This window comes from Winogradskyella vincentii, assembly GCF_020166345.1.
Taxonomy (GTDB): domain Bacteria; phylum Bacteroidota; class Bacteroidia; order Flavobacteriales; family Flavobacteriaceae; genus Winogradskyella; species Winogradskyella vincentii.
This window is the reverse complement of the sequence record NZ_JAIUJS010000002.1, coordinates 19,435-32,859: the sequence shown is the minus strand read 5'-3', so window position 1 is coordinate 32,859 and position 13,425 is coordinate 19,435. Positions and strand designations below refer to the sequence as shown.

At 34.7% G+C, this 13,425-nt stretch carries 9 protein-coding genes; 4 read left to right on the top strand and 5 right to left on the bottom strand.

The annotated features are described in order from the left end of the window. Positions 1–23: 23 nt before the first annotated feature. Positions 24–1,241 carry a DNA polymerase IV gene (gene dinB / locus LBV24_RS03310; protein ID WP_224477174.1) on the bottom strand — a complete coding sequence of 406 codons (1,218 nt, stop codon included), beginning with the start codon at positions 1,239–1,241 and terminating at the stop codon, positions 24–26. Further along, a complete protein-coding gene (locus LBV24_RS03305) occupies positions 1,231–4,254 on the bottom strand; it encodes a DNA polymerase III subunit alpha (protein ID WP_224477173.1) in 3,024 nt (1,007 codons plus the stop codon). Before LBV24_RS03305 ends, dinB begins: the two co-directional genes overlap by 11 nt. Positions 4,255–4,330: 76 nt before the next feature. On the opposite strand from LBV24_RS03305, the gene LBV24_RS03300 reads away from it, so the two are divergent. From LBV24_RS03300 to LBV24_RS03285, 4 genes are all read left to right on the top strand, one after another. Further along, the gene (locus tag LBV24_RS03300) at positions 4,331–5,098 is read left to right on the top strand and encodes an XRE family transcriptional regulator (protein ID WP_114302040.1); all 768 of its coding nucleotides are present in this window, start codon (positions 4,331–4,333) and stop codon (positions 5,096–5,098) included. Position 5,099: 1 nt separating this feature from the next. Next, a complete protein-coding gene (locus LBV24_RS03295) occupies positions 5,100–6,074 on the top strand; it encodes a Gfo/Idh/MocA family protein (RefSeq protein ID WP_224477172.1) in 975 nt (324 codons plus the stop codon). A 61-nt stretch (positions 6,075–6,135) separates the two neighbouring features. Then, a complete protein-coding gene (locus LBV24_RS03290; RefSeq protein ID WP_224477171.1) occupies positions 6,136–9,396 on the top strand; it encodes a VCBS repeat-containing protein in 3,261 nt (1,086 codons plus the stop codon). 165 nt (positions 9,397–9,561) lie between these two features. Beyond that, a complete protein-coding gene (locus LBV24_RS03285; protein WP_224477170.1) occupies positions 9,562–9,738 on the top strand; it encodes a hypothetical protein in 177 nt (58 codons plus the stop codon). 79 nt (positions 9,739–9,817) lie between these two features. Here LBV24_RS03285 and LBV24_RS03280 read toward each other — a convergent pair whose 3' ends face one another. The 3 genes from LBV24_RS03280 to LBV24_RS03270 form a co-directional block, all read right to left on the bottom strand. Continuing rightward, the gene (locus LBV24_RS03280) at positions 9,818–10,096 is read right to left on the bottom strand and encodes a F0F1 ATP synthase subunit epsilon (protein ID WP_224477169.1); all 279 of its coding nucleotides are present in this window, start codon (positions 10,094–10,096) and stop codon (positions 9,818–9,820) included. Between the two features lie 17 nt (positions 10,097–10,113). Further along, entirely contained in the window at positions 10,114–11,622 is a 1,509-nt protein-coding gene (atpD, locus tag LBV24_RS03275; RefSeq protein WP_224477168.1) for a F0F1 ATP synthase subunit beta, read from the bottom strand. Between the two features lie 156 nt (positions 11,623–11,778). After that, positions 11,779–13,425 carry an SGNH/GDSL hydrolase family protein gene (locus tag LBV24_RS03270; protein WP_224477167.1) on the bottom strand — a complete coding sequence of 549 codons (1,647 nt, stop codon included), beginning with the start codon at positions 13,423–13,425 and terminating at the stop codon, positions 11,779–11,781.

Here is a 13,425-nt window from a genome sequence, read left to right as displayed (position 1 = left end):
TTCTAAGATAGTGATTTTCCTAATTATTGATGCCTATTTGCCAATAGAGGTGGTGGTTCACCAGTAAAGGGATTCCAACGACTAATGGTTTTTGCTTCCATTCCTGCTGCGCTGATAACAGCTCTATCACCATAACGTTCCCGCATTTTGTCTATGGCTTGTGCTAGGTTGAGTTGTATCTCGTTGTCTTCAAATAAGTTGATTTGATGGCCACCTTCTACCAAATGACTAAAACGCACACCTATTAAACGGACCAATAACCTGCGATTGTATAGTTTATTAAACAGATCTAAAACAACAGGTATAATAGTATGGTCCATAGCGCTATATGGTATACGCTTTTGCTGTGTGTAGGTCTGAAAATCGGAATATCGAATCTTAAATGTCACACAAGCGGTTAACTTATTGCCACGTCTTAGTTGATATGCTAAATTTTCTGCCATAGCAATAACCAATCCTTTTAGTTTATGAACATTGGTGGTGTCTTGCCCAAAAGTGCGCTCAGTAGAAATAGATTTGCGCTCATGATATTGTATTACAGGACTATTGTCTATGCCATTGGCTTTTTTCCAAATGGATAAGCCGTTTTTACCTAGTACTTTATGCATGAGTTCCATCGGCATATCTTGTACGGTCTTAATGCGTTTAACGCCCAAATCACATAAAGCTTTGTAAGTGACATTACCAACCATTGGGATTTTTTTTACTGACAGTGGCGCCAAGAAGGGTTTTTCGGTACCTGAAAGAATTCTAATCTCGTTATTAGGTTTGGCTTCGCCTGTAGCAATTTTTGAAACGGTTTTATTCATTGATAAGCCAAAAGAAATAGGCAATCCTGTTTCTTTAATAATGCGCTGTCGCAACTCTGAAGCTAGTTTGTGGCAACCAAAGAATTTGTCCATTCCGGTAAGGTCTATATAAAATTCATCTACAGATGTTTTTTCGTAAAGTGGCACACTTTCTTTTATAACATCAGTAACATTCTGTGAAAACTTAGTGTAAATACCAGAGTTGCCTCTAAGTATAATAGCTTCTGGGCATAATTGTTTTGCCATACGCATTGGCATAGCAGAGTGTACGCCAAATTTGCGTGCTTCGTAACTGCAAGATGCCACAACACCTCTATCGCTGGTGCCACCAATGAGCACGGGTTTTCCGTTTAGGCTACTATCTAATAAGCGCTCGCAAGACACAAAAAAGGTGTCTAAATCCATATGTACTATAGAGCGATTAGCGTTCATATTGTGCTTTTAAATCTTTAAAACTTTTCTTTCGTTGAAATGTTGGGTTAGATGAATTTATTGAATAGCGTGGATCTTCAATAATAGCCAAACGTTCAAACTTTGACACCTCAATAGAGACACAGTCAAATTCTATCATCACTTTACCAGTAATTTCATAAACACCCTTCCCTCTAAAAGGATATTTACTGGCAATTGGTGGAAAATGAACTGTGTCTATAAAATCACCATCTCTGTCTAGAAATGTACCGAAATACATGCGTTTACCATTAGATGTGCTTGTATTTTTAGTAGTGACCAGATAGCCTTCAATTTTTGCATATTTACCTTCGAGCTGTTTTAAATGTTTAGCTCGTAACTTACTTGTAGATGGTACTTCTAATAAGTGAAATGGATTGCACAACGGAAAACCTAATAGTTCAAATTCATCAAACGCATTTTCTAATGCTGTACTTGGTAATTTTGGTGTATTGTAGTTGATTCGTCTTGTCTTAAACAAGGTAACCACATGTTCTTGTATTACGGTCTTGCTAATTTTTAGGTGTGCTTCCCAAAGCAATTCGCGCTTGTTGATGTTTGTAAATCGAAACGCGTTGATCTTTATCAAGATGCTAATTTGCTCTATTGAAATAGGAACCCGTTCTATAAAATCGTCGAGCGATTTAAAGGTGCCGTTTTGTTCACGCTCTCTAAGGATACGCGCTGTAGTTCTAGACTCAAAAGATTGTAAAAACATAAACCCTAGATAAATGGTATTACCTCTAATAATAGCTTGATTGTAAGAGTTGTTAATACATGGCGATTCAATACTGCCATTATGCATTCTGGCTTCATGAACATAGAGTTCTGTACTGTAAAAACCACCAAAATTATTAATGGTAGCTGTCATGTATTCTAGCGGATAATAGGCTTTTAAGAATAGACTTTGATAACTTTCTACAGCGTAAGATGCTGAGTGTCCTTTGGCAAAAGCATAACCAGCGAAACTTTCAATCTGTCGCCATATTTCTGCAGTAAGTTCTAGAGATTTACCATCGTTTTTACAGTTATCAAAAAACTGTTGTTTTACTTTTAAAAATTCTGCTCTAGACCTAAACTTACCAGACATACCACGACGTAACATATCAGCTTCACCAAGTGTGAGTCCGCCAAAATAGTGCGCTACTTTAATCACGTCTTCTTGATATACCATAACACCATAGGTTTCTGGCATAATATCTAAGAGTACAGTAGGCGCATCCTTTCTTTTTTCTGGATGACGACAACGTAAAATGTACTGGCGCATCATACCGGATTTTGAAACACCAGGCCTAATAACAGAACTTGCGGCCACTAAACCAAGGTAGTCGTCTACACGAAGCTTTTTTAAAAGCATACGCATCGCAGGTGATTCTACATAAAAGCAACCAATAGCTTTGGCATTTTTAAGTAAGTATTTTATGCGTTCGTCTTCTTTAAAACGTTTAATATCGTGAATATCTACAGGTGGTTGATCACTGTAGTTTTTGTCAATAATTTCTACGGTATCTTTAATTTTACCCAAGCCACGCTGACTTAAAATATCAAACTTGTACAAGCCAATATCTTCTGCCACAACCATATCAAATTGTGTGGTAGGAAACCCTTTTGGTGGCATAAACGTAGCACCATAGTAGTGGATTGGTTTTTCTGAAATTAAAATACCACCTGCGTGTATACCAAGATAGTTAGGAAACCCTTCAATATATTGACTGTATTTAAGTACAAGTAATGATAGTCTATCCAGTTTTTTAATATTAAACCTTCCTCTTGTTAGCATATCCATTTCAGACTTTGGCAATCCAAATACTTTCCCGAGTTCTCTAACAGAAGCTCTAAATTTAAAGGTGTTATATACCGTAATAAGTGCCGTATGCTTAAAACTGTTGAAGATAAATTTGGTAATATCATCTCTGTCTTTCCACGAGAAATCAATATCAAAGTCGGGTGGATTTTGTCTAAAGAGATTAATGAAGCGTTCAAAGTACAAGTCGAGCTCAATAGGGTCTACATCTGTAATACGAAGCAGATAAGCGATAATACTATTAGCGCCACTACCACGACCAACGTAGTAGTAATCCTTGCTACGTGCGTACTCTAAAATCTTCCAATTGATTAAAAAGTAAGACACAAAGCCTTTTTGCTTTATAATGTCCAGCTCTTTTTTTATACGGTTGTATATTTTAGAATCTACATTATTCCCATATCGGTAGGGAATACCTTTATAGGTTAGTTTTTCTAAAAGTTGATAATCAGAATCGGCATTTTCTGTGAGGAATCGCTGATTTTTCGGTATTGGATTTTCAAAATCGAATGTAATGGAACAATCATCCAATAAGTTCTCTGTATTGCTAATAAGACTTGGGAATTCCGAATACATTCCACATAATTTGTCATATGGTAGCATTTTATCATCCTCATAGCCTTCTTCGGATTTGGGAAGCTTACTTAATAGGGTGTTATTGTCAATAGCGCGTAATAAACGATGCGTATTGAACCCTTTTTTATTTTGAAAAGAAACGGTTTTTAGAACTACTAATTTCTCTCTGTGTTTATTCCATTTAGAGAATTTCAATTGGTTGAGGTCTTTAGGCGCAATGCCTAAAAATTCATTTGGTTTCAAGTTGAAATCTTTCCCTTTTTGGTATGGGTAAATCACAAAACAATCGCCTAAGACATGTTCTGGTCGTTCAGGAATTTTTAAATCGTGATTATGAAGAAATTTAGACAGATAATCATTTATATTTTGAAAACCCTCATTGTTTTTTGCGATTAAAATAAACTCTTGATGGGCTTTGTTTCTAAAATCTACACCAAGAACAGGTTTCACCTTGTATTTTTTGGATAGACGAACGATATCTAAACAAGCTGAGGTCGTATTAATATCTGTAAGCGCTAAAGTCTGCACACTATTTTCTGAAGCAATGGCAAGCAGTTGCTCAGGTTTTATGGTGCCGTAACGAAGGCTGTAATATGTATGACAGTTTAAATACATGGGACTAACAAAATTAGCTACTATATGTAGTTTTTATTGCTTATATTTGTAGTAAATACTGTTAAAATTAATTTAGTTGAAACCTATACAAGCTAACATAAAGCACCTCAGGTCTTTAAAGAAGTTATCTCAAGAGCGCTTTGCAGATGATTTGGGATGGACGCGTTCTGTAGTTGGGTCTTATGAAGAGGGAAGAAGCGAACCACCTATAGAACGTTTGATAGACCTGTCTAATTATTTCAATATTCCTATAGATATTTTGGTGCGTAAAGATTTACGTAAAGCAAAGGATACTTCGTTTATAGAAGTAGGGAATAAGCGTGTGTTATTTCCTGTAACGGTTAACGAAGACAATGAGGATTTGATTGAGATTATACCTGCAAAAGCTTCGGCAGGCTATTTGTCTGGTTATGATGATCCCGAATATATAGAGCAACTTCAAAAGATAAAGCTACCCTTTCTACCTACAGGAACACATAGAGCATTTCCGATTAAGGGTGATTCTATGTTGCCAGTTAAGGATGGTGCATTTGTAGTCGCGAAGTTTGTTGAAGATATTGAGGATATTAGAAACGGAAAAACGTATATCGTTTTAACTAAGAACGATGGTCTAGTTTATAAACGTATATATCTTACAGATGATGATAGTAATGACTTATTATTAAGTTCTGATAATAAGGCCTACAAACCTTACCTAGTTTCTAAAGAAAGTATATTAGAGCTTTGGGAATTTACCTGTTGTATCAATACGCAAGAATACGATGAAAAAGAATTAAAACTTAGTAGTATCATGACGATGTTTCAAGAACTTAAAGTAGAGCTGGAAGCTGTAAAACAACTGTAGAATGAGGCAAACCATAAGATGGGGAATTATTGGCTGTGGTGATGTTACCGAAATAAAAAGCGGACCAGCATACAAAATGACTGATGGTTTTGAGTTGGTAGCTGTAATGCGAAGAAACCTAGAACTGGCTAAAGATTATGCAAAACGACATGATGTACCGCGTTATTATAATGACGCTGACAAATTGATTAAAGATCCCGAAGTTGATGCCGTTTATATTGCTACACCGCCAGATACTCATCATTATTATGCATTGAAAGTAGCAGAAGCGAGCAAAATATGCTGTATTGAAAAACCTATGGCACCCAGTTATGCAGAGTGTCAAGAGATACAAAATACTTTTGAAAAACAAAGCTTACCATTATTTGTGGCCTATTATCGCAGGTCGTTACCACGATTTAATAAGGTAAAATCCCTTTTAGAAGATCATGTAATTGGAGATGTTAGACATGTGAGTTGGTATTTAAGTCGAACCGCAAGTGATTTGGATAAATCGGATACCTATAATTGGCGAACTGATGTCAAAATTGCGCCAGCAGGCTATTTTGACGATTTAGCAAGTCATGGTTTAGACCTTTTTGCTTACTTGTTTGGTGATTTTAAAAGTGCCAACGGTGTATCAGGAAACCAACAGAACCGATATAGTGCAAAGGATATCATTTCAGGATCATGGGAGCATGAGTCTGGTGTAGTTGGAACTGGTATGTGGAGTTTTGGAACTTATCAAAGAGAGGACAAAGTTAGAATTATTGGAAGCGAAGGCGAACTTTCGTTTTCAATTTTTGGAGAAGTTCCTATAGGAATTACTGTGCAAAATCATCATGAGAATTTAGTTATTGAGAATCCTAAGCATATTCAACAGTATCATGTTGAAAATATGGTAAAACATTTAAATTCAGATTTTCAACACCCTTCAAATGGAGAAACTGCAACTCATACAGCTTGGGTAATGGATAAGATCTTAGGTAAAATTTGAATTGTGTTAGCATCAAATTATTAGTCAAAAAGTAATTAACTTCGTAATTCACGTATTACAAATGAAGTACAACAAGTTTCTTATTTTACTATTATGTGTATTCTTTAGTTGTGGTAAAGATAATGTGCCATATAATGACGGAACCACTACATTATTTACAAATATCCCATCGAGTCATTCCAATATAGATTTCATAAATAGTATTGAAGAAACAGTAGATTTCAATTTCTTAAATTACAGTTATATCTATAATGGAGGAGGTGTTGCAGTTGGAGATATAAATAATGATGGATTAGAGGATATTTACTTCACGTCAAATCAGCAGTCCAATAGATTATACCTTAATAAAGGCAACTTCGTTTTTGAGGATATCACTGAAGACGCTGATGTAATGGATGATCAAGGTTGGTCTACTGGTGTGACCATGATAGACATTAATAACGATGGTTGGTTAGACATTTATGTTTGTAAATCAGCCTCTATCAAAAACAGAAAGGCAAGGCAAAATAAACTCTACATAAACCAAAAGGATAACACTTTCAAAGAGGAAGCTGTAAAATATGGCCTTAAGGATTATAGCTTTTCAACCCAAGCTTACTTTTTAGATTATGATAAGGATGGCGATTTAGATATGTATCTTGTTAATCATAGTCTCGATACTAACAAAGATTTATATCTACAACCTCAGGATCTACCGAGTATAACAAAAGATGACATAGATCGCTTATATCAAAATAACAACGGCAAATTTAAGGACGTGACAAAATCAGCAGGAATTTCGTTTGACAAGGCTTGGGGTTTAAGCGCATCAATTGGCGATTTTAATAATGATACATGGCCGGATATTTATGTGGCTAACGATTTTTTTGAGCCAGACTTTTTATACATCAATAACCAAGATGGGACATTTACAAATTCAGTTCTAGACGCTTTTAAGCATATTTCTAATAATAGTATGGGCTCTGATTTTGCAGATATTAATAATGACTTAAGGCCTGATCTTATAGTATTAGACATGCTAGCCTCAGACAGAAAACGAGGTAAGGAAAATATGGCATCGATGGATATTGCGAAGTTTAATCGCATGGTTAAACAAGGTTACCACCATCAATACATGTCTAATATGTTGCAATTGAATAATGGAAATGGCACCTATAGTGAAATAGGTCAATTCTCAGGTATTGCAAAAACCGATTGGAGCTGGGCGCCTTTAATTGCTGATTTTGATAATGATGGTTATAATGATGTGTTTATTACAAATGGGATTGAAAAGGATATCGCCAATCAAGATTTTAGAAGAACCATGCTTAAAAAAGATTTAAGCACTAATAAAGAAGAAAGATTTAAAGAAGCTCAGGAATTAATCCCATCGGCTAAGTTGGCCAATTTCATGTTTATAAATAATCAAGATTACACATTCAAGGATTCATCTTCAAAATATGGTTTTGGTGAAAAATTGAATTCTAATGGCGCATCTTACGCTGACTTGGATAATGATGGTGATTTAGACTTGGTATTGAATAATCAATCTGATAAAGCCTCAATTTACCGCAATAATTCTGAATCTAATTATCTAAACATTGACTTAAAAGGACCAGAGCATAATATCAATGGTATTGGTGCTAGAATTGAAGTTTTCACAAAAGACAATAATCAGCTTAAAGAGGTATATACAAGTAGAGGTTATCAATCATCGGTGAGCAATCAAGTTAATTTCGGACTAGGTTCATTTCAAAAGATTGATAGTATTAAAGTCACTTGGTCAGAAAACAAATCCCAAACTCTAACCAATATTGATGCTAACCAAAAGTTGACTATTGATTACTCTGATGCTGAGGAGAACATCAACTTAAAGAAGGAGAGTGTCAAATTGTTTGAGTCTGTTTCAGCTGATGAATTAGGGATTGATTATAAACACAAGTCAGTTGATTTTAACGATTATGACCTGCAATTATTATTACCGCAAAAGCAATCTACAATAGATAATGCACTTGTAGTTGCAGATGTTAATAATGATGGATTGGATGATTTTTTTGTGGGAAATACAAAGGGCTATTCAGCTGAAATGTATGTTCAAACTAGTTCGGGAAAGTTTTATAAAAGCAATCAATCTTTGTTTGAAAAGGATAAAAATTATAATGATAATAATGCATTATTCTTCGATGCTGATAATGACAATGACTTAGATTTATATGTGGTTTCAGGTAATTATAGTGAAGATGAAGATAGTCTTTTACTTCAGGATAGATTGTATATAAACGACGGTAAAGGAAATTTTTCAAAAGGAAAACTACCTATAATGCTTACGGTTACCAAGGCTATTGCATCGGGTGATTTTGATAATGATGGTGATTTAGATTTATTTGTTGGTGGACGTGTGGTTCCTGGAAAATACCCAGAAGCACCAGAATCCTATTTATTAGAAAATATAAATGGCAATTTTATTAATGTAACATCCAACAATGGAGATGAGTTGAAAAATCTTGGTTTGGTAAATGATGCTGTTTTTTCGGATTACGATAATGATGGTGATAAAGATTTAATTGTAGTTGGAGAATGGATGCCAGTTAGTTTTTTTAACAATAACGAAGGCATTTTTACTAAGGTCAATCAGGAATCAGATACTAAAACAGGGTGGTATCAAACTATAAGTGCTGTAGATTATGATAAGGATGGTGATGAAGATTATTTTGTAGGGAACTACGGTGAGAATAATAAATTCCATCCAACTCAGGACAAACCATTACACATATATGCTAATTATTTTGACGATAATGAAAGCTATGATATTGCATTGAGTAAGGAAGAAAAAGGAGAATTATTTCCGGTAAGAGGTAAGGAATGTTCATCGCAACAAACACCATTTCTAAATGATAAAATTGGAACTTATAGTGAATTTTCAAGCTCAACTATTATTGATGTATATGGTAAGGATAATATAGAAACTGCTCTTCATTTGAAAGCAACTACTTTTAGATCCTATTACATTGAAAACAAAGGTAATGGTAACTTTCAATTTTTAGCATTACCTAATGAAACACAATTTGGCCCTACATTAGATTTTGAATATTTGAATAGGGATAACACACTAGAAGTTATTGGGATTGGAGGTATTTATGATGCAGAAGTTGAAACTATACGTTATGATGCTTCTAATGGTTATCTAATCAAAAAGGGAAAAGAAGAGCAATTTAATAATGCAATTTTAATTAATGTTTCTGAAGAAGAAGCAAAAAATTTAGAATGTATTACTATTAATGGCAGTGAATATTTAATTATAAAAATTGTGAATAGTGAACTGAAGATAATTAAGCTTAATTAGGAACTAAAAGTCAAAAAATTGTGCATGCTATTTTAGAACGAAGAAAGTGATAATGATAGTAAGAAAATGTAACAAATTGAAAATCAATTAATTAATTTACATATGTTAATGAAAAGTTAAGAAAAAATACTTAAATTGAGGACAACTAACCAACCATCAATTTTTATGGGAACATTAAATCAAGATTTTAAGTACCCTAAATCATTTCAGTTATTTGTAGGACTAGTATTTATTTTGTTCTTAATTATGTTTGTCTATACCATTTCACTGGTAATAGGTGTTTTTGACATTGAGCTCTATTCTCCTGCTGTAGCAGGTATTAGTCCTGAAGGTAATTATTAAAGAATTACGGTTCTTGAATAAAAAATGCGAAGTAAGATACTTCGCATTTTTTTATATAAATTTTAGAAAATAAATATATTTAATCAGCTAATACAATTAGCTTATTATCTTTCATTTCTATTGTTCCAGAATTGATGGCTAGCCAAACACCTCTATCAGACTTAGTAAATTTATCTTCTACTTCCTCTTCTAACTGAATGTTACTACCAGCTACTTTTACATGGCCCTCTTTAAGAATAGATACAATAGGTGCGTGATCTTTTAACATTTCAAACTCACCATTAACGCCTGGAACAGCGACAGAATCTACTTCTCCACTAAATAAGGTTGCTTCAGGCGATACAATTTCTAAATACATAATTCTGAAATTTTAAATTAAGCTTCAGCAAGCATTTTCTCACCAGCTTCAATAGCTTCTTCAATAGATCCTTTAAGGTTAAAAGCTGCCTCTGGTAAGTGATCTAATTCACCATCCATAATCATGTTGAAACCTTTGATAGTTTCTTTAATATCTACTAAAACACCAGGTATTCCAGTAAATTGCTCAGCAACATGGAATGGTTGAGATAAGAATCGTTGTACACGACGTGCACGTCCTACAGCTAATTTATCTTCTTCAGATAATTCTTCCATACCAAGGATAGCAATAATATCTTGTAATTCTTTATAACGTTGTAACAACTCTTTTACTCTTTGAGCGCAATCATAATGATCATCACCTAAGATATCAGCCGTTAAAATTCTTGATGTAGAATCAAGTGGATCTACAGCTGGATAAATTCCAAGCTCTGCAATTTTACGTGACAATACAGTTGTTGCATCTAAGTGAGCAAATGTTGTTGCAGGTGCAGGATCCGTTAAATCATCCGCAGGTACATATACTGCTTGTACAGATGTAATAGAACCTTTCTTAGTTGAAGTAATACGCTCTTGCATCGCACCCATTTCAGTTGCTAAAGTAGGTTGGTAACCTACTGCAGAAGGCATACGACCAAGTAATGCAGATACCTCAGAACCAGCTTGTGTAAAACGGAAAATGTTATCTACGAAGAAAAGTACATCTTTTCCTTGTCCATCACCAGATCCATCACGGAAATATTCAGCAATTGTTAAACCAGATAAGGCAACACGAGCACGTGCTCCAGGAGGCTCATTCATCTGACCAAATACAAACGTACATTTAGAGTCTTTCATTGCAGTTTTATCAACTTTAGTTAAGTCCCAACCTCCTTCTTCCATGGAGTGTAAGAAGTCATCACCATATTTGATAATTCCAGATTCTAACATTTCACGAAGTAAGTCATTACCTTCACGAGTTCTTTCACCAACTCCGGCAAATACAGAAAGACCACCATGCCCTTTTGCAATGTTATTAATTAACTCCTGAATTAATACTGTTTTACCTACTCCAGCACCACCAAACAATCCAATTTTACCACCTTTAGCATATGGCTCAATTAAATCAATAACTTTAATACCGGTAAATAATACTTCAGAAGATGTAGATAATTCTTCAAATTTAGGTGCTTGCCTGTGAATAGGAAGCCCGTTTTTACCTTCTTTAGGTAAATTTCCAATACCATCAATAGCATCACCTACAACATTAAATAAACGTCCATAAACATCATCACCAATAGGCATTTGAATTGCATTACCAGTTGACACAACTTCTGTACCTCTACTTAGACCGTCTGATGAATCCATTGCTATTGTACGCACTGTATCTTCACCAATATGAGATTGTACTTCTAATACTAAGATTGAACCATCCTCTCGCGTAATTTCTAATGAATCGTATATTTTTGGAAGTTCCGTTCCTGCAGCGAATTCAACATCTATAACTGCTCCTACAATTTGTGCAACTTTACCTGTAACTTTTGACATTACTTAACTGTTTTTGTTTTGCTTTAATTTAATTCTGAAAAACATTGTGTTTTTCGCGCTGCAAAGATATAGTTTTATTTAAAAAAACAGTTGATTTTTAGATAAAAAAAACACGCTTTATAGAAGCGTGTTTTTTATTTAATTATTTATAAGAATTTATTGCAATAAAGGCGAATAATTGGTTACATAGTCATCTGCTTTCGCAAGATTACCTGAAGCTTCAAAATTCGATCCATATGTTGTATCAATAGCTTGTAAGAATGCATTTGCCATTAAAGCATATCCTCTTGAAGTAAGGTGAATACCATCTAAACTAACCAATCCACCAAATACTAAATCTGTATTATGAATAAAATCATCAAATTCTACACCAGTTGTAGCTGCTTCTTCTAATATTAAATTTAAATCTACTAAAGCCAATCCATTTGAACTTGCTACAGAAGAAATTGTAGCATTATATGCGTCGGTAGCTTCAGCTATCTCAGCTTGTTCTTCTGGTAATAATGACCACTTATCTTCTAAAGGTAAAGTTACACCTTCTACCGCAAATTGATTTGCAGTAGCTGCAGGTAAACCTTGTGATTGTAAGAATAATGAAAAGTTAGAATTAACTGTTCCAATTACAGATGCACTAGGTAGTACAAATAAATCATCAGCAGTTGCTTGTCTTGCTTGACCATAAACCAATCCTAATAATCCAGCAACCTGTGGTGCTGCTTCAGCAGGAAGACCAAACTGTGCTATAAAAGCTGGGAATGCAGGATTTCCTAATAAAGTTTGAGTAATTAAAGTTGATATGTTATCAAGATTTTCATCTACTATGACCATTGCACTTGCTTCAGAATCTGAAAACACTACAGTACGAGTGGCAGCATCATCAATTGCTCCTTGGAATTGTAAAAATGCATATACATCATTTAATGCACCAAATAAGGTATTTAATGTTGGGATTAATGGTCCGAATGCAGGGTTAGATGGCTCTAATGGATTATGAGTTACTGTTGTAAAGTGTGATAAACTTGTAATGTCTGGAAGATTTCCAATTACTCCTTTAGCACCATTAGCAGTCATACCACCAACGATTGCATTTAGCGATGCATCAAAGGTTGCAGAATCTGTTATTGGGTTTGTACCGTCACCACCAGTAGTAGCATATCCTAATACATCGTTACCTCCAATTTCAGAAATTGAAAAGAATGAAGGATTTTGCGCCAATGCAAGTTCTAAAATAGTTGCATTAGGAGCATTACCTGTTACTCTTACGGCATAAGGATTTGCGGCCGAAGGGAAATTAGAAATATTTCCATATCCAGGTGCTAGTAAATGGAAACTTTTAGCACCAGGAATTCCTAGATTATTAAAAGGCCCAACCGGATTGTTTAAAACAATATCTGTTCCAACAGTTACCGGTCCGATCACTGATTCAAGACCAACTGGCCCAGCACCACCAAAAACCAGTCTTGGATCAGAAATTCTTGTACCACCTGCAGCTAAACCACCAAAATTATCACTAACAAGTGGTTGTGTAAAAGCTCCTCCACCGGCAATTCCAAATTTATTTGCCATAATATTCGGGAATGAATTTTCTTGTGCTGTAAGGAATACAGTTCCATCACTGAATCCTGCAGTAAATGAAGCACCAAGTGCTACATAATTTGAAAAATCAGCAGTGCCAGCTGTAAGTTCTGGTAAAGGTTCGGCATCGGTATTGCCTCTATTTCTAAGATCATCTAATGTATCATTTTCACAAGCCAAAAATCCAATAGCCAGAAATGATAGTATTATATATTTTAAATTTTTCAT

What these genes read in the sequence shown, in the direction of transcription:
- atpD (WP_224477168.1), bottom strand. Translation starts at nt 11,622, where the DNA reads ATGTCAAAAGTTACAGGTAAAGTTGCACAAATTGTAGGAGCAGTTATA.
- dinB (WP_224477174.1), bottom strand. Translation starts at nt 1,241, where the DNA reads ATGAACGCTAATCGCTCTATAGTACATATGGATTTAGACACCTTTTTT.
- LBV24_RS03270 (WP_224477167.1), bottom strand. Translation starts at nt 13,425, where the DNA reads ATGAAAAATTTAAAATATATAATACTATCATTTCTGGCTATTGGATTT.
- LBV24_RS03290 (WP_224477171.1), top strand. Translation starts at nt 6,136, where the DNA reads ATGAAGTACAACAAGTTTCTTATTTTACTATTATGTGTATTCTTTAGT.
- LBV24_RS03305 (WP_224477173.1), bottom strand. Translation starts at nt 4,254, where the DNA reads ATGTATTTAAACTGTCATACATATTACAGCCTTCGTTACGGCACCATA.
- LBV24_RS03280 (WP_224477169.1), bottom strand. Translation starts at nt 10,096, where the DNA reads ATGTATTTAGAAATTGTATCGCCTGAAGCAACCTTATTTAGTGGAGAA.
- LBV24_RS03285 (WP_224477170.1), top strand. Translation starts at nt 9,562, where the DNA reads ATGGGAACATTAAATCAAGATTTTAAGTACCCTAAATCATTTCAGTTA.
- LBV24_RS03295 (WP_224477172.1), top strand. Translation starts at nt 5,100, where the DNA reads ATGAGGCAAACCATAAGATGGGGAATTATTGGCTGTGGTGATGTTACC.